The sequence below is a fragment of the Aeromonas sp. MR7 genome (genome assembly GCF_963899385.1).
GTDB lineage: Bacteria > Pseudomonadota > Gammaproteobacteria > Enterobacterales > Aeromonadaceae > Aeromonas > Aeromonas bestiarum.
The window spans coordinates 228,829-245,813 of record NZ_CAWQXH010000049.1 but is presented as its reverse complement, the minus strand read 5'-3'; the positions used below and the strand labels follow the sequence as shown (position 1 = coordinate 245,813).

The window sequence follows — 16,985 nt, the reverse complement described above, 5'->3', positions numbered from 1 at the left end:
GAAGACGACCGGGCAACCGGAGTGGAGTGTTGTGTTGGATATCTATCAAAAAATCGTGGCCGAGCTGTCGGTCGAGCCGCTCGCCTTCGATGAAAACGGCGTCTGCACGTTCGAAATCCAGCGAACAGAAGAGGAGGCGACCGCCCCCTTTGTTGTCAATATCGTGGCTCAACCCGACGAGATGGCGCTGGTACTCTCGGTGACCACGGCGAGCGATCTTCCCGAGCATCTGCCCCGCGAGTTGTTCCTGCGTTTTGGCGAGCATGCCCTCGCCCCCTTGCGCCATGACTACGGGGTCGGCATCTATCCCGGCACCGAGCGGGTATCGTTTTTCTCCCAGATCGCACTGGGGAGCTATCGTCCGCATCAGATCAGGGAGAGCCTCGCCGATCTGCTGGAGAAGGCCCATGAGTGGGAGGCCAGCTTGTCCCAAGAGGGGCAGACCCCGCATGTGACAAAGAGCGAGATGGGCGCGGGCCAGAACATCCGGGTGTGATGGCCAAAGCCAGAAAATGGACGAAAAAAAGAGGGAGGCATGATGCCTCCCTCTCTCTTTGTCCCTGATACCTCGCGGGCAGGGCACTACAGCAATCAGGCCAGCGGCGGCGTGCGCGGCGGCACCTTGCGCTTGCTGCCAGTGGACTCGAAGGCGGAGGCAAAGCGCAGCAGCTTGTTGTCGTCATAGGCACGACCGGCGAAGGTCAGGCCCACCGGCATGCCGATATCGGCCATGACGCCCATGGGGACAGTGACGGTCGGCACGCCGAGATGGCGGATGGCGAGGTTGCCGTTGGCGACCCAGATGCCGTTGCTCCAGGCGATATCGGCGGAGGCCGGATTCACGTCCGCGTCAGCCGGGCCGACGTCGGCAACGGTCGGGAACAGCACGGCATCGAGCTTGAGCTCGTCCATCCAGTCCTCGAGATCCAGCTTGCGGGTCTGCTCCAGGCCGCGCAGGCCGTCCGGCACTGTGGGGATCTCGTCCCAGGATTTCAGGCCGCGCTTGGCCATATTGACGTACTCGTCCATGCCCGCCGCCAGATCCCCCTCGCGGTTCGGCAGGGTGCCCGGATCGTGGGGGAAGATCTGGGGCCCGTCGACGTCCTCAAGCTTATTGAGCTTGGGATCGCCGTTGGCACGCAGGAAGTCATCGAACGCCCAGCCGGAGAGCTCCCACAGCTCGTCGTTGAGGAACTCTGGTGACACGATGCCGCGGTTGAACACGGTCGGCGCGCCGGGTCTGTCCCCTTCGCAGTTGGAGACCAGCGGGAAGTCCACTTCGACAACGATCGCGCCAGCGGCTTCCAGGGCCTGACGGGCCTGTTCCCAGAGGGCAATCACCGACGGGCGGGTATGGATGCGCTGGCCGGTCGGGCCGCCGATGCCGGGGTGCTCGCTGGTGCCGGCCAGTTCATCCTTGTTGATAAACATGCGCGGCACGCCGAGGCGCTTGCCCTTGAGGGCAGAGGCACCGGCAGCCAGCTCCAGATAGGAAGCCGGACGCACCTCGGAGGCCTTGGGGATCTTGACCCAGGGCTGCAGGCGCCAGAGATCGCCACGGGTTTCGCTATCGTCAGCCACCACCACATCCAGCACTTCCAACAGATCGCTCATGGTGCGGGCGTAGGGCACCACAACATCCATCGTCGGGGTCAGCGGCCAGTTGCCGCGCACCGAGATGACGCCACGGGACGGGGTATAGGCACAGAGGCCGTTGTTGGAGGCCGGGCCACGGCCGCTCGACCAGGTCTCTTCCGCCAGACCGAAGGCGGCGAAGCTGGCGGCGGTGGCGGTGCCGGCACCGTTGGAGGAGCCGGAGGCAAAGGGCGCGGTGAGATACTCAGCGTTATAGGGGCTCTCGGCACGGCCATAGACGCCGCGCTGCATGCCGCCATTGGCCATGGGGGGCATATTGGTTTTGCCGAGGCAGATGGCACCGGCGGCGCGCAGGCGCTCGACGGTAAAGGCATCGCGCTGGGCCACCAGATCCTTGAAGGCCGGGCTGCCGGAGGCGGCGGTCAGCCCCTTGACCAGGTAGCTGTCCTTGGCGGTGTAGGGGATGCCGTCGAGCGGGCCCAGGGTTTCACCACGGGCACGGCGGGCATCGGAGGCTTGCGCCTCTTTCAGGGCATCGGGGTTGGGCACCACCACGGCGTTGAGGCGGGTTTGTGTCTCGGGGCCGTTGTAGGCTTTGATACGGGCCAGATAGGCCTTGACCAGTTCGACCGCAGTGGTGCGGCCTGATTCGAGCGCACTGCGCAGCTCGGCAATGGAAACCTCTGTCACTTCGATCATGGGGATCTCCTGTAAAAGGGTGACTGTTTGTGATGATGATCGCCGCATCAGCGCCTGCGACCATCACATCATCAAGAGATAAAACCCCACCAGCGTGGGGTTTTGAATACCAACCTCGGCTGGCTTGGAACCGGTTCTTACTTGCCGGAGGGGATCTGCTGGGTAATGCAGTGGATATTGCCACCGCCCAGCAGGATCTCGCGGGCCGGTACGCCAACGACTGTGTGCTCCGGGAAGATCTCTTCCAGAATGCGCTGGGCTTCGCCATCGGTGGCGGCATCCAGCAGCGGATAGACGATGCGATCGTTGGTGATAAGGAAGTTCACATAGGAGCCGGCCAGACGACCTTCTGCCTCGCGCGGCACACCGGTACCGCTCTCGACACCGGCAGACTCTTCCTCGGTGCAGAACAGCGGGCCCGGCTGGGGCAGCTTCCACACTTTCAGCTTGCGACCCTTGGCGTCCACCGCCGCTTCCAGCACCTTGAGGGCGGCCAGGGAGCGGGTGTACTGGGGATCGTTTTGATCGTCGGTCCAGTGCAGGGCCACTTCACCCGGACGCACGAAGCAGCAGATGTTGTCGATGTGGCCGTCGGTCTCGTCCATGTAGACACCCTCGCCCAGCCAGATAAAGCTCTGCACGCCCAGATAGTCACGCAGATAAGCTTCGATCTGCTCCTTGCTCAGGTGCGGGTTGCGGTTTTCGTTGAGCAGGCACTCGGCTGTGGTCATGCAGGTGCCTTCGCCATCAACGTGGATGGAGCCCCCTTCCAGAATGAGCGGCGCAGCGTAACGATCCATGCCGTGCTGGGCCAGCATCTGGGCCGCCACTTTTTCATCCTGATCCCAGGGGTAGTAGAGACCGCCCTTGTGGCCGCCCCAGGCGTTGAAGCCCCAGTCCACCCCACGGCACTCGCCGGCTGCGTTGGTGACCACGGTCGGACCTGTGTCGCGAGCCCAGCAGTCATCGCTGGCCATTTCTACCAGGGTAACGTGGGCGGGCATGATGGCGCGGGCCTGCTCCATAAACTCGGCTGGCACCCCCATAAAGACAGGAGTGGCCTGGCCTATGGCATCGGCCACCTTGGCAAAAGTCTGTTGAGCGAAACGACCGGCCTCACGCCAGTTGTCCGGACGGAACGGCCAGATCATCCAGACGGCCTGCTGATGCGCCCACTCGGCGGGCATGGTGAAGCCGTCGGCGACTGGGGTGGAGTTGATCGTCTTGATGCTCATCGCAATATCCTTGCGGGCCTGTGATGGCGATGCACGCCTCACGGGGCCGGTAATGGGGGAAACGGGCGGGCCCCCGCCCCGACAGCGTGCCGGACGGGCGCCCCCTGAAAAAAATAAGCGTGGCCCGCAGTGTAAGAAGTTGCGCACCCATCCATCAAATGAATAGGATGGATTGTCCCATAAGCATGGCAAATGATCCCACCATGAAACTGCACCAGCTCGACCTCAATCTGCTGCTCGCCTTTGACGCCCTGATGACGCAGGGCAGCGTCACCCGCGCCGCCGAGACGCTCTTTATCAGCCAGCCCGCCATGAGCCACGCCCTCGGTCGGTTGCGCACCTTCTTTGGCGATCCGCTGCTGGTGCGCACCCCGCAGGGGATGCTGCCCACCCCGCGCGCCCAGCGGCTGCATCTTGGCGTACAGCAGGCGCTGCGGCTGCTGGAGCAACAGCTCTCCGACGAGGAGGTATTCGAGCCGAGCCAGTCGAAGCGCCGCTTCGTGCTCTGCACCACGGATTACGTGGAGTGCGTGCTGATCCCGCCGCTCATTCAGCGACTCAGACGGCTGGCGCCCGGGGTCACCATAGAGATCCGCATATTGCGCGACACCCTGCCGGAGGCGGAGCTGGCAAGCGGCGAGATCGATCTGGTGCTGGGCTTTGACGAGTACATGCAGGTGCCTGGGTATCTGGGCAAGGAGACCTGGCTCACCGAGCCGCTGGCCGGGCTGGTGCGCGCCGATCTGCCGATTGCCAAATCGGCGACCGCCGGGGCCGAGAGCGATCCCTCCCAATGGCAGGAGCGCATCACGCTTGAGCAGCTTATCGCCATGCCCCACGTGTTCCACTCGCCGCTCGGCACCTCGGAGGCGAGCCTGGATCGCTATCTGAAGACGCTGGGCCACAGCCGCACCATCTCGGTCAACAGCCAGAGCTATATGTCCGCCGCCGCCATCGTCAGCCAGAGCGACCACCTGCTGGTGCTGCCCAGCATGGTGGCCGAGCTGCTCGCCAGCCACTGGCCGCTCAAGAGCCTGCCGCTGCCTGCGGACGTGCCCGACTATCACCTCAACTGCGTCTGGCACCCGGTGCATGCGCAGCAACCGGCACTGGTATGGCTCAAGGATCTGATGAAGGAGCTGGTTGGCCCGAGGTAAGCCCGCTACGTCTGGCATCTCACGTACCATGCGCAACAACCGGCCTTGGTGTGGTTAAAAGGGCTGATGAAGGAACTGGTTGGCCTGAAGTAATCCCGCTGCGTCTGGCATCTCACGTACCATGCGTAACAACCCGCACTGGTATGGTTAAAAGAGCTGATGAAGGAGCTGGTTAGCCCGAGGTAAGCCCGCTGCGATCAGCATCCCCAGAAACAACAGTGGCTCCCGCGGGAGCCACTGTTGTTTCTCTGCCTGTCATCATGCCCGCAGGGCCGTCATCAGCTGGGTGACGACGCCATCGAGCAGGGCATGGTCGGGGCGGCACTGGGCGAAGGTGACCAGACCCTGGATATTGATGAGCAGGAAGGCGGTCAGGGTCGGGATGTCGCGGTCGGCCATCAGCTCGCCGCGCTGCTGGGCGAGACTCAGGATCTGCGCCAGATCGGCGTCCAGCTCGGCATAGATGGCCTTGAGCCGCAGATGCAGCTCTTCGTCCTGCTCCGCCAGCTCCATCAGGGTGCGCGTCACCAGACAGGTGCCGCACAGGGCATCGTTCACTATCTGGCTGAGGTAGGCCTGCACCCCCGCCAACGGGCTCTGGCCGGCAAAGAAGCCACGGCGCAACGCGCTTTTCTCCTGCACATAGTGATCGACCGCCGCCAGCAGCAGGCCGCGTTTGTTGCCAAACGCCGCGTAGAGGCTGCCCGGATGCAACCCGGTCGCCGCCACCAGCTCCTGCATGGTGGTCTTGGCGTAACCCTTGGCCCGAAATGCCTCCATGGCATTTCGCAAGACGTCGTCCCGGTTGAACTCGGCGCTGCGCATGGTTTCTCCGTTGAAAAAGCGATCACCGGCGCAGAGCCGATGAGGGGGAACAAAAAGGGCGGCAAGTTTACCCCAGCAGGCAGGCAAGACCAACCCATGTTGAATGCTCGTTCAAAAAAGACTTGCACACAAAACAAAAAACGTCTTGAATGCACGTTCAAGAATCACTCCCTCAGGACAGACGATCATGAATACCCTGTTTCAGCCCTATCGCCTCAACGACACCCTCACCCTCGCGAATCGTTTCATGATGGCACCGCTTACCCGTTGCATGGCCGGCCCGGGCCTGGTGCCCACCGAGCAGATGGCCGCCTATTACGCCCGTCGTGCCGACATCGGCCTCATCATCTCCGAAGCCACCATCATTCGTCCGGACGGCCAGGGCTATCCCAACACCCCGGGGATCTACAGCCCGGAGCAGATCGCAGGCTGGAAAAACGTCACCAGCGCCGTACACGCCAATGGCGGCAAGATCTTCGCCCAGCTGTGGCACGTGGGTCGCCTCTCCCACCCCTTCTTCCACCATGGCGAGGTGCTGGCACCGTCTGCCGTCGCCCATGAAGGCACGGTACCGCGCATGCGCGAGCTGGTCTATCAGGTGCCGCGCGCCCTGACCGAGAGCGAAATCGCCCAGCTGGCCGAGGATTACGCCCAGGCCGCCGCCAACGCCATCGAGGCAGGCTTCGACGGGGTGGAGATCCACGGCGCCAACGGCTACCTCATCGATCAGTTCCTGCACCATTCGAGCAACCTGCGCAGCGATCAGTACGGTGGCAGCCCGCAGAACATGAGCCGCTTCGCACTGGAAGTGGTGGATGCGGTCAACGCCCGCATCGGATCCGAGCGGGTTGGCCTGCGCCTCTCCCCCGGTGCCTATGTGCACCTTGAGGGTGACCAGCGGGATCGCGCCGTGTTCGACCATCTGCTGAGCGAACTGAACCGACGCGCCCTGGCCTATGTGCATCTGGGCATCTTCGATGACAGCCTCACCTTCGACTATCTGGATGGCCGCGCCTCCGACTACCTGCGCGCCCATTACGACGGTCATCTGGTGGGGGTGGGCAACTACAGCGCCGACACGGCCCTGGATGCCATCAAGGCCAACCGCTTCGACCTCGTCGCCATCGGCCGCCCGCTGATCGCCAACCCGGACTACATCGCCAGGGTGCAGAAGGGCGAGACGCTGGTTCCCTATGCCGACGCCATGCTGGCAGAGCTGGTGTAAGCGCGCCGGTTCATGACCGACCAAGGATGGGATCCGCGCCTCCGGGCGCGGGTTTCCAATGTTTGGGCCCCTTACGGGCCCTTTTTTATGTCCGTCCTCTCCTTGCCCGCCTCATGCTCCACCATTCAAGCCCCATAAAAAGGTTGCTAGTGACAACTTGTTGACTATATTGGTTGTTGACGACAACCAAATAGGAAGCCCTGATATGGATCCCCGTCCCCTGCGCGCCCTGTCGCGCGATCTGGTTCGCGAACTCGGCATGCTCTCCCAGCAGTGCGGCGAACTCGCGCTCACCCCGCTAGAAGCCCATCTGCTGATCGAGCTGGAGAACGGCCCCGCCACCAACCAGCAGCTGGCAGAGCGGCTGCGCATCGACAAATCCAACGCCAGCCGTCCGCTGGCGCGGCTCGCCGAACGCGAACTCATCAGCTGGCACCCCCATCCGTCCGATGGCCGCAGCAAGGAGGCGCGCCTCACCATCGCCGGCCAGGCCCAGTTGCTGGATCTGCATCAGGAGATGGACAACGCCATGGAAGAGACCCTGGCCCAGCTCACACTGAGCGAGCGCGAGCAACTGTGGGCCGGCCTGCGTCTCTACCGCAGCGCCCTCTCCCGCGCCCGCCGTCAGCAGGGCTACCGCATCCGTCCCATCACAGCCGCCGACAACCCCCATATCGCTGCCGTGGTGCGCGCCGTCTCCGCCGAATACGGCCTCACCGCCGACAAGGGCTATGGCGTGGCCGACCCCAACCTGGATCGGCTGCACGAGACCTACCAAGGGGAGAAGAGCCGCTACTGGGTGATCGAGGGGCCCGATGGCACCATCCTCGGCGGCGGCGGCATAGCGCCGCTGGCAGGGGAAGAGGATCGGGTCTGCGAGCTGCAGAAGATGTACTTCATGCCCTCCCTGCGCGGGCTGGGACTGGGGCGGCGACTCGTGTTGCAGGCGCTGGACGAGGCGAGAATCCTGGGTTACCAGCGCTGCTATCTGGAAACCACCGAGGTGTTGCGCGAGGCGACCACGCTCTACGCGTCGCTGGGTTTCGAGCACCTGCCGGGGCCGCTCGGCTGCACCGGCCACGATGCCTGCGAGATCTGCATGGTGCTGGCGCTTGGCACCAGCGATGGCCAGACGCTCGCCTGAGGCATGGGGTCAAGGATGAGAAAAGGGCGGCACTGGTGCCGCCCTTTGCTTCTGCTTAAAGCTGAGCGGCGGGCGGCACGAAGCGCAGCGCCACCCCGAGCCGGTTCCAGCTGTTGATGGTGGCAACCGTCACCGACAGCTGCACTATCTCGGCTTCGCTGAAGTGCTCGCGCAGCTCCCCATAAAGCGCATCGGGCACCCCGGCCTCGGGCAAACGGGTCAGGCACTCGGTCCAGGCCAGGGCCGCCCGCTCAGATGCAGTGAAGACGGTGGCATCGCGCCAGGCAGCCAGCTGATCCAGCCTGGCCTGCCCCACCCCGCTGCGACGGGCGATGTTGAGATGATATTGCAGGCAGAAGCTGCAGCCGTTGAGCTGGGAGGCGCGCAGCTTCACCAGCTCGCTCAGCTCCTTGTCGAGGCCGGCGTCGTCCACCGCCTTGCCGGCGGCGATCAGGGCATCGTGGGCTGCCGGCAGCAGCTGGCGAAAGTGGGGGTAATCGATGCGGGTGCTCATTCTGGTGTTCTCCTTCGTCATGGCTTAATATCAGGACACGAACAACATATCAGCCCCCTGACATGATAGACAAGCCCCCTGTTGAGACTGGATTGAAACCAGAGACTCCCGCCCCCGGCGAAGGCAAGCGTGGCGAGGCGGGCCACCTCGGCTATCTGCTGCGCCAGGCCGCTGCCGCCCAGCGCCTGCGCATGGAACGGGCACTGGCGGACTTGCCCGTCACGGCCCCCCAGTTTGCCCTGCTGACCATGCTGGATGCCTACCCCGGCAGCTCCAACGCCGAGCTCGCCCGGCTGACCCTGCTCACCCCTCAGACGATAAGCCCCATGGTGACCAGCCTGGAGCGCAGCGGCCTGCTGGCCCGCACCCCTCACGCGGTCCATGGCCGCATCCAGCAGCTCAGCCTCAGTCCCGCCGGGGCTGAACTGCTGGCGCAGGCCAAGGCCAGGGTCGCCCTGCTGGAGCAGGCGCTGGCGGCCCCCCTCGATGAAACCGAGCTGCGGCTGGTCAAACGCTGGCTGGCGAGCCTCGCCAGCGGCATGGAGGACGAGACCTGACGCCATCCAGGCCGGTCTCCAGCTGGCCCATCCACCCATCCGATCCTTGATCGCCATGCAAAAAAAGACCCCGCCTGGGCGGGGTCTTTTTTTATCTTGTCTGCCTATCTGGCAAGCGCTTATCAGTGCTCGCGAGTCTGACGGAAGTGAACGTCCGGGTGACGCTCCTGAGACAGACGCAGGTTGACCATGGTCGGGGCTATGTAGGTGAGGTTGTCACCGCCATCCAGCGCCAGGTTCAGTTCGTTCTTGCGCTTGAACTCCTCGAACTTCTTGACGTCGGTCCCTTCCACCCAGCGGGCGGTGGAGACGTTGACCGCCTCGTACAGCGCCTCGACGTTGTACTCGCTCTTCAGACGCGAAACCACAACATCGAACTGCAGCACACCGACGGCGCCGACGATGAGATCGTTGCTGATAAGCGGACGGAACACCTGCACGGCGCCCTCTTCGGAGAGCTGCACCAGCCCCTTGAGCAGCTGCTTCTGCTTGAGCGGATCGCGCAGGCGGATGCGGCGGAACAGCTCGGGGGCGAAGTTCGGGATGCCGGTGAACTTGAGATCCTCACCCTGGGTGAAGGTGTCGCCTATCTGTATGGTGCCGTGGTTGTGCAGACCTATGATATCGCCCGCGACGGCCTCGATGGCCTGCTCCCGATCACCGGCCATGAAGGTGACGGCGTCTGAGATGTTCACGTCCTTGCCGATGCGCACATGGCGCATCTTCATGCCCTTGCTGTAAGTGCCGGACACCACGCGCATGAAGGCGATACGGTCGCGGTGTTTCGGATCCATGTTCGCCTGGATCTTGAACACGAAGCCGGAGAATTTCTCCTCGGTCGCCTCGACCAGGCGGCTCTCGGCCTTGCGCGGCATGGGCGCCGGCGCCCAGTCGGTCAGGCCATCCAGCATGTGGTCGACGCCGAAGTTGCCGAGCGCGGTACCGAAGAAGACAGGGGTCATCTCGCCGGCGATGAAGGCCTCGTGATCGAACTCGGGAGAGGCGCCCTGCACCAGCTCCAGTTCACCGCGCAGCTGGGCCGCCAGATCCTCGCCGATGGCGGCGTCCAGATCCGGGTTGTGCAGGCCCTTGACCACCCGCTTCTCCTGGATGGTGTGGCCCTGACCTGTCTGGTACAGATAGACCTCATCCTTGTAGAGGTGGTAGACACCCTTGAAGGACTTGCCGCAGCCGATGGGCCAGGTGATGGGGGCGCACATGATCTTCAGCTCGCGCTCCACCTCGTCCATCACTTCCATGGGATCGCGCACTTCGCGGTCCAGCTTGTTCATGAAGGTGAGTATGGGGGTGTCCCGCAGACGGGTGACTTCCATCAGCTTGCGGGTTCTGTCTTCAACACCCTTGGCGGCGTCGATGACCATCAGGCAACAGTCGACCGCGGTGAGGGTACGGTAGGTATCTTCGGAGAAGTCCTCGTGACCCGGGGTATCGAGCAGGTTGACCAGGCAGTTGGCATAGGGGAACTGCATCACAGAGGTGGTGATGGAGATACCGCGCTGCTTCTCCATCTCCATCCAGTCGGATTTGGCATGCTGGCCTGAGCCACGGCCCTTGACGGTACCGGCGCGCTGAATGGCCTGTCCGAACAGCAGGACTTTTTCGGTGATGGTGGTTTTACCCGCATCCGGGTGCGAGATGATCGCAAAAGTGCGTCTCTTGGAGACTTCACTCAGAAATTCAGCTGACATAATTCAACGTTCTTCTATTGAGCGATGGCCTTGGCCACCGTGGGAATAAATCCGGGATGCCGCATTCGACTCACGGCACATTTGCATGTATGCGGCCTCGGGTCCGCCGGCATACACAGGACTGCATGCAACTAACGCCACACGGGCCGGCACCGAGGCCAACCGGGTGGGACAGGGGAAGCGGGTTGCATTACATGGGTCTTCTCGCCTGAGTCAAAGCAAAATTGCGCGACATTATACCCGCGCGAGTGAAAAATACCCAGCCCGGCTTAGGGCCGTTCGCGAAGGGCGCCGGAGCGCCCTACTCGGCCCGCATCACCCGATTGCGGCCGGCCTGCTTGGCCCTGTACATGGCTTCGTCGGCTCGCTGGATCAGATCCCCCAGGCTGTCGTCGAGGGGGCTGTATTGGGCACAGCCTATGCTGACGTGCACCGGATGCCCCTCCGGCATCCCCTCGATGCGCAGCTGGGAGACCCGATGGCGGATCCGCTCCGCCACCTCGACCGCCTCCGCCATGCAGGTGTCGGGCAACAGCACCAGAAACTCCTCGCCGCCGTTGCGCCCCACCCTGTCCAGGGTGCGCAGCTGGGCGGCTATGCTCCTGGCGACGGCCGCCAGCACCTGATCCCCCATGTGGTGGCCCAGCCTGTCGTTGACCTGCTTGAAGTGGTCTATGTCCAGGATCAGCACGCACAGGGACTTGCCCTGCTCCCTCGCCTGCTTGAACCAGGCCTGCCCCTGGGCCTGGATCTGGCGGCGGTTGTGGATGCCGGTGAGGTCATCTGTCATGGCGAGCCGACGCAGTTTGCGGGAGCGGTTGAACTGGTACAGCGCCAGCATGCCCATCACCAGCAGCAGCAGGATCACCACCAGGTATTGCCATTGCCGCCGCTCCTGCAACTGCTTGAGCTTGGCCTCCTGCAACAGTTGCTTGGTCTTGAGGGCCTGGTTCTCCAGCTCCTTGCGGGCCAGATCGAACTCGAAGCGCATCTGCAGGGAGCGCTGCTCCCTGAGCACCAGCTCGAGGGCGTGCCGGGTCTGCACGTACAGCTTGAGGCTGGCCAGGGCCGCATTGACCTGGCCCTGCTGTTCGAGAATGCGAGCCCGTACCTCGTAGACCCGTGCCAGGAAACGCTGGTTCTTCTCCCTGGCGAAGATGGGTTCGGCGTGCGTCAGGTAGTAGAGCGCCTTGGTCGGATGGCCCAGCGCGTCCTCCGCCATGCCCATCACCAGTTGCCAGTGGGCCAGGGTCACGCTGTCGACATCCTCGCGGCTGCGCAGTATGACATCGGCCTGCTGCAGTCTGGCCATGGCCTCGGCCACCTTGCCCTGGTTGATCAGGATGGTGGCCATTTCGATCTGGATCCAGGCCAGCAAGCCCTCCTTGTGTTGCGAACGATAGAGCTGCTCGGCCTGCGCCATCAGCGGCAGGGCGCGGTTGAATTCCCCCATCTCGGCATAGAGCAGCCCCTGCTGGGAGCGAATGTCCACCAGCCGCTCCTGATCCCCCAGGGTGCTGTAGTCGCGCTCCAGCTCCTGAAAGTAGCCTTCGGCCCGTGCATAGAGCCCCATGCGCCGGTAGGCGTTGGCGATCTGGGACAACACCTCCCGCGCCTTGCCATCCTGCCCCAGCGCCTCGAAGCGCTTGTGTGCCTCGATGAGCTCCATCAGCCCCTCGGCCAGCTCCCCCTGATAGGCTTTCATGTCGCCACGGTAGCTGAGGATGTCGGCCTCCTGCACCCTATCCCCCAGCCTGCGCGCCAGCACCAGCGCCTGCTCGTAATCGGCCCCGGCCTGCTCCATGTTGCCCAGCATCTGCTGGTGAAAACCGCGACAGGTGAGCAGGCCGCTCTCGGTGATCCTGTCCTTGCGCTCACGGGCGAGGGCCAGCTCCTGGTCGGCAAAGGCCACCACGGCCCGATATTCGCTGTCCCGCTCGGCAGACATGGCCCAGCACTGCAGCCGGACTATGCGGCCCTGCACCTCGGGCGGGTAAGCGGCGCGGCTCGCCACCAGGGCGGCGATGCGCAAGCGGAACATGCGGTCTGGCTGGAATCCCTCCTCCAGCAGTTGCAACTCTCGGGACAGTTGCGGCTCGACGAGCGGCACCCTGGCCGCCCAGGCGGGGGCACCGCACAGGCAGGTCAGCAGGATCAAGGTCATGATGCGTTTCATGCCGGTTCGGTTTCCCCATTCGATGGTGCTGGCACTCGGATGCCCCATCATATCTCTCCTTGCCCATGGGCACAGCAACCAGAGTGAGGGAGAGAAAAACCACAGGTTCAGGCTGGCCCTCACACTGGCGATCTCATCCCCTTTACAGGAGGAAAATCAGCATCGACTATAGCGACATTCACCACAGGGAAGAGTGCCTTCATGAGACACGAGGAGCTGCAGGCCGCCTATGACAGGCTGCTGCAGGAGAATGAGCGGCTGAAGCGGGTGGCCGAGGATGCACGGGAGAAGCTGGAGGCCGCCATGGACGGCACAGGCCTGTGCATCTGGCAGAATCACGTGCCCACCGGCAAGCTCATCATCTTCAACCGGCGCTGGGGCGCCATGCTCGGCTACCAGCCCAAGGAGCTGTCGGCCCACTTCGATGTGTGGCGCGAACACCTGCATCCGGAGGACAGGGAGCGGGTGTTGCAGGCCTTCTTCGATCACCTGAGCGGCAAGAGCCCGTTTTATCAGGCGATGCACCGCATGATCGCCAAGGATGGCAAGATCACCTGGGTGCTGGATCGGGGCCGGGTGGTGGAGTGGGATGAAGAGGGCAAGCCGCTGCGGGTGATGGGCACCCACATCGACATCACCCACGAGAAGGAGTACGAGCAGCAGCTGGCCCAGCTGGCCCACCGGGATCCCCTAACCGGCCTGCTCAACCGCACAGCGCTGCAACGCCAGTTCCCGCAGACGTTCGAGGCCATCTGCTTCATCGATCTCGACGACTTCAAGCAGGTCAATGACAACCTGGGCCACAGGGCCGGGGACGAGCTGCTGATCGCCCTCACCCGGCGACTCAAGGCCTGCTGCGAGGAGGGGGTCAGGATCGGCCGCCTCGGCGGCGACGAGTTCGTGTTGCTGCTGCCCTGGGCCAGCGAGGATCCCCGCACCAGCCACCTGGCCCGCCGCTGCATAGATGCCATCTCGACCCCGTTCGAGCTGCCCAACGGCGACGCCGCCGTGGGGCTGAGCATGGGGATAGCGGCGATCCGGCCACAGGATGACTTCAGCACGGCGCTGGCCCGGGCCGATCAGGCCATGTATCGGGTCAAGCGCAGCGGCAAGCGGGGCTTTTACGTCTCCCAGCCGAGCGGTCAGCCGCTGCTGGATCAGGAGCAGGTGAACGAGCGCGGGCTCGGCCACCAGCCCTGTACCTGAACCTGGTCAAATGGGCAGCGGCCCCATCACCTTGACCGCGCGAATGGCGAAGTGGCTGCTGATGTCGTTGACCATGTCCTGGGACTGCAACCGCCGGATCCACTGCTCGTAGGCGGGCAGGTCGGGCACCACCACCTCCAGCAGGTAGTCGTAGTTGCCGGAGACTGTGTGACAGCTGATCACCTCCGCCATGGCCGCCACCGCCTGCTCGAAGGCCTCCACCAGCGGCTCCCTGTGCTGGCTGAGCCGCACGTTGACGAAGATGGTGATGCCAAGGCCGAGCTTCTCCCGCGCCAGCACGGCGCGATACCCCCGTATGTGGCCCTCCCCTTCCAGCCGCTTCAGACGCCGGGCACAGGGGGAGGCAGACAACCCGACCCGCTCCGCCAGCTCCACTGTCGTGAGGCGCCCGTCCTGTTGCAGCAGCCGTAGCAGATGTAAATCAATCCTGTCGAGCATCTTGGTGATATCCGGTAAAAATCCCTTTTGGATTGGCTGAAACTAGCAATTACACCGGAATTTCTCAAACAGTTTGCCCTGCAACACCCTCCCCCCTGGCGAGATAATGACCCGGGACACGCCATGGAGGGAGCCCTATGTCATTCACACTGTCACCCCGTTGCAGCGGCTGGGCCGCCGCCCTCGCCACCGTGCTGCTCTGGTCCGGTTTCTTTCTCTCCCTGCGCCTCGGCGCCGAGGAGAAGCTCCCGCCACAGGCGCTGGCGCTGCTGCGCTTCGGCATCCCGGCCCTGCTGCTGCTCCCCTATTACTGGCGTCACCGTATCCGCCTGCGCCGCACGCCCCTGCGCTGGCAGCTGGCCATGCTGGCGGGGGCCGGTCTGCCCTTCTTCTGGCTCGGCGCCACCGGTATGCAGCTGGCCCCTGTGGCCCAGGGCAGCGCCCTGATCCCGGGCACAGTGCCCCTCATGGTCAGCCTGCTGGGCCTGCTGCTGTGGCGCGCCCCTGCCCCGCGCAGCGGCGCTGGGGGCTCGCCCTCATAGTGCTGGCCACCGCTACCCTGTTGCTGGGCGGAAAGCCGGGATTGTGGCAGGGACAAGTCTGCTTTCTGGGGGCGGCCCTGCTGTGGGCCCTGTTTACCCTGGCGGTCAGACGCAGCGGACTGGCGGCGCTGGATGCGGCCGCGCTGGTGGCGGTGCCGTCGGCCCTGTTGCTGCTGCCGACGCTCCTGTGGAGCCCCTTGCCCGCCGTGAGTCATGCCAGCGTCTGGCTATGGCAGGGCCTGCTGCAAGGGATAGGCGCCGGCCTGCTGGCGGCGCTCTGTTACGCCCACGCCATCCGCACCCTGGGCGCCGAGGTCAGCTCGGCGCTGGGCTCGCTCACGCCCGTGATGGCGGCCATGCTGGCCTGGTGGCTGCTGGGGGAAGCCGTCACGCCGCCGGTGTGGCTGGCGCTTGGCCTCTTGTGTGTCGGGGTTGTGCTGGCCAGTCTGCCGGCACGGCGCGTTTCAGTTGCGCTGCCAGCGGCGCAGCAGGCGACCGCGCAGGCCGCAGTCGAGTAGCCAGCTGTTGTCGAACACCCGCAGCAGCGCCGGCTTGGCGTGGCGGGACATGGCGACGGCGTGGAAACGGGTCTGCTGTTTGCGCTGGCGGTTCATCCGATCCAGCAGGGCGTGCGGCAGGCTCTGGGCGATGAAGTCGGAAACCACCAGCACATCGGCCCTGGCGAAGGCGGGATCATCGAGCTTGATCAACGCCTTCTCGAGGCAGGGCACCAGATCGGTGCCGCCGTGAAAACTCATGGAGAGGAAGCGCTCCGCCTTGTCCAGACCGGTATCGGCGGTGATCTCCAGGGTCGCCACCTCGGTAGAAAACAGCATCAGATAGCAGCCCCGCTTCTCGTCCATCGCCACCTTGAGCAGGGCCAGAAACAGCGCCTTGGCGCACTCCTCCGGATAACCACCCATGGAGCCAGATGTATCGATGCAGACGATGAAAGGGCCCCGCTGCTGCAGCTGATGGCCCCCCAGCTCGGGAGTGCGCAGCAGCAGGCGCTGGCGCGGCAAGGTGCCCCGCGACTGGTAGCTGAGCAGGCGCCGCTCCAGATAGCGGCGATAGAACTCCAGCTCCAGCTCGGGCAGGGCCAGCATCACGGCCTCGCTCGGCAACAGCCGCATCAGGTCGCTGGCCGGGTGTATGCCCACCAGATCGTCCGGCACGTCGTCGGTCTGCACCTCTTCCAGCTCGTGTACCTGCACCGGCGGCACCGGGGATTCGTTGGCCCGGTTGTCCTGCTCGCTGCGCCCCAGCAGGTTGGCTATCTCGGCCAGCAGGGGTTCGCGCTGCAACATGCGGGCGTACTGCTTGATCAGCACCAGGCTGCGCTTGTGCCAGCTGCCCTGGGCCAGATCCCAGAGGCCGCCGGCGGAGATCTGGTTCGGATCCAGCGCATCGGCCAGGGTGCGGCTCGCCAGCAGCTGATCTTCGATCTCCTGGCGCTGCTTCTCCCGCTCCGCCTCGGCGATCTGCTGCTGCAGTTGCAGCAGGCTGCCCACCAGGCTGGTGCGCCACTTCTCCATCAGCAACAGCCGCTGACTGTCGGTGGGGTGGGCCATGATCTGGCGCACCAGGCTGCGCGCCTCGCCGGCGAAGGGGCTGAACTGTTCCAGCCCGTCCAGCAGGGTCGGCAGCCGCCCCATCAGCTCGGCCAGCGACAGACCCTTGTGCGCCTGATACAAGCGGTACTCCTGCTCCAGCGCCACCGGCACCGGCTTGTGACGCATCTCCTCGCCGAGCTGCTCGCTCCAGCGCCGGATGCGCTTTTGCAGCAGCTTGCCCTGCAGCGGGGAGCGCTTGATGAACTCGGAGATCTTGGGCGCCGAGGCGAGCAGCAGCGCCATCTCCCCCGCCAGCTCCCCCTCGCCGATGAGCAGCCCCAAGTCCATCATGCCGATCTCAAGCATGGCGACCTCCGCCGACATGGCT

General features: G+C 64.4%; 16 protein-coding genes. 8 read left to right on the top strand and 8 right to left on the bottom strand.

The window, feature by feature from the left end; all coding sequences use genetic code 11:
- Positions 1-34: 34 nt before the first annotated feature.
- Entirely contained in the window at positions 35-496 is a 462-nt protein-coding gene (locus AACW87_RS18655; RefSeq protein WP_241325777.1) for a CesT family type III secretion system chaperone, read from the top strand.
- 95 nt (positions 497-591) lie between these two features.
- On the opposite strand, the gene AACW87_RS18650 is transcribed toward AACW87_RS18655, so the two are convergent.
- Together AACW87_RS18650 and aguA are read right to left on the bottom strand one after the other, a co-directional pair.
- Positions 592-2,295: an amidase gene (locus AACW87_RS18650; RefSeq protein WP_241325776.1), complete on the bottom strand. Its 1,704-nt coding sequence runs from the start codon at positions 2,293-2,295 to the stop codon at positions 592-594.
- Between the two features lie 137 nt (positions 2,296-2,432).
- Positions 2,433-3,530, bottom strand: coding sequence for an agmatine deiminase (gene aguA / locus AACW87_RS18645; RefSeq protein WP_241325775.1), 1,098 nt, complete (start codon positions 3,528-3,530; stop codon positions 2,433-2,435).
- A gap of 203 nt (positions 3,531-3,733) precedes the next feature.
- Here aguA and AACW87_RS18640 point away from each other — a divergent pair, with 203 nt between their 5' ends.
- Positions 3,734-4,687, top strand: coding sequence for a LysR family transcriptional regulator (locus AACW87_RS18640; RefSeq protein WP_241325774.1), 954 nt, complete (start codon positions 3,734-3,736; stop codon positions 4,685-4,687).
- A gap of 258 nt (positions 4,688-4,945) precedes the next feature.
- On the opposite strand, the gene AACW87_RS18635 is transcribed toward AACW87_RS18640, so the two are convergent.
- Positions 4,946-5,512, bottom strand: coding sequence for a TetR/AcrR family transcriptional regulator (locus AACW87_RS18635; RefSeq protein ID WP_042869217.1), 567 nt, complete (start codon positions 5,510-5,512; stop codon positions 4,946-4,948).
- 187 nt (positions 5,513-5,699) lie between these two features.
- On the opposite strand from AACW87_RS18635, the gene AACW87_RS18630 reads away from it, so the two are divergent.
- Positions 5,700-6,737, top strand: coding sequence for an alkene reductase (locus AACW87_RS18630; protein ID WP_241325773.1), 1,038 nt, complete (start codon positions 5,700-5,702; stop codon positions 6,735-6,737).
- 205 nt (positions 6,738-6,942) lie between these two features.
- Positions 6,943-7,881: a bifunctional helix-turn-helix transcriptional regulator/GNAT family N-acetyltransferase gene (locus AACW87_RS18625; RefSeq protein ID WP_098980747.1), complete on the top strand. Its 939-nt coding sequence runs from the start codon at positions 6,943-6,945 to the stop codon at positions 7,879-7,881.
- Positions 7,882-7,936: 55 nt separating this feature from the next.
- Here AACW87_RS18625 and AACW87_RS18620 read toward each other — a convergent pair whose 3' ends face one another.
- Complete coding sequence (locus tag AACW87_RS18620; protein WP_098980748.1) at positions 7,937-8,395, bottom strand: carboxymuconolactone decarboxylase family protein; 459 nt, start codon at positions 8,393-8,395, stop codon at positions 7,937-7,939.
- A gap of 92 nt (positions 8,396-8,487) precedes the next feature.
- Between AACW87_RS18620 and AACW87_RS18615 the strand changes: the two genes are divergently transcribed.
- Positions 8,488-8,952 carry a MarR family winged helix-turn-helix transcriptional regulator gene (locus tag AACW87_RS18615; RefSeq protein ID WP_241325772.1) on the top strand — a complete coding sequence of 155 codons (465 nt, stop codon included), beginning with the start codon at positions 8,488-8,490 and terminating at the stop codon, positions 8,950-8,952.
- Positions 8,953-9,074: 122 nt separating this feature from the next.
- Here AACW87_RS18615 and prfC read toward each other — a convergent pair whose 3' ends face one another.
- Positions 9,075-10,664, bottom strand: a complete 1,590-nt coding sequence (prfC, locus tag AACW87_RS18610) for a peptide chain release factor 3 (RefSeq protein ID WP_098980750.1) — start codon at positions 10,662-10,664, stop codon at positions 9,075-9,077.
- A gap of 298 nt (positions 10,665-10,962) precedes the next feature.
- Positions 10,963-12,825, bottom strand: a complete 1,863-nt coding sequence (locus tag AACW87_RS18605; RefSeq protein ID WP_241325802.1) for a GGDEF domain-containing protein — start codon at positions 12,823-12,825, stop codon at positions 10,963-10,965.
- A 213-nt stretch (positions 12,826-13,038) separates the two neighbouring features.
- Between AACW87_RS18605 and AACW87_RS18600 the strand changes: the two genes are divergently transcribed.
- Complete coding sequence (locus AACW87_RS18600; RefSeq protein ID WP_241325771.1) at positions 13,039-14,043, top strand: sensor domain-containing diguanylate cyclase; 1,005 nt, start codon at positions 13,039-13,041, stop codon at positions 14,041-14,043.
- A gap of 6 nt (positions 14,044-14,049) precedes the next feature.
- Here the strand turns inward: AACW87_RS18600 and AACW87_RS18595 are convergent, their stop codons facing one another.
- Entirely contained in the window at positions 14,050-14,502 is a 453-nt protein-coding gene (locus AACW87_RS18595; protein WP_043135501.1) for an Lrp/AsnC family transcriptional regulator, read from the bottom strand.
- A gap of 137 nt (positions 14,503-14,639) precedes the next feature.
- Between AACW87_RS18595 and AACW87_RS18590 the strand changes: the two genes are divergently transcribed.
- Positions 14,640-15,044 carry an EamA family transporter gene (locus AACW87_RS18590; RefSeq protein WP_241325770.1) on the top strand — a complete coding sequence of 135 codons (405 nt, stop codon included), beginning with the start codon at positions 14,640-14,642 and terminating at the stop codon, positions 15,042-15,044.
- Positions 14,996-15,562 carry an EamA family transporter gene (locus tag AACW87_RS18585; protein WP_241325769.1) on the top strand — a complete coding sequence of 189 codons (567 nt, stop codon included), beginning with the start codon at positions 14,996-14,998 and terminating at the stop codon, positions 15,560-15,562. The genes AACW87_RS18590 and AACW87_RS18585 overlap by 49 nt, the downstream gene beginning before the upstream one ends.
- Here AACW87_RS18585 and viaA read toward each other — a convergent pair.
- Entirely contained in the window at positions 15,509-16,963 is a 1,455-nt protein-coding gene (gene viaA / locus AACW87_RS18580) for an ATPase RavA stimulator ViaA (RefSeq protein WP_241325768.1), read from the bottom strand. The genes AACW87_RS18585 and viaA overlap by 54 nt on opposite strands.
- Positions 16,964-16,985 lie beyond the last annotated feature (22 nt).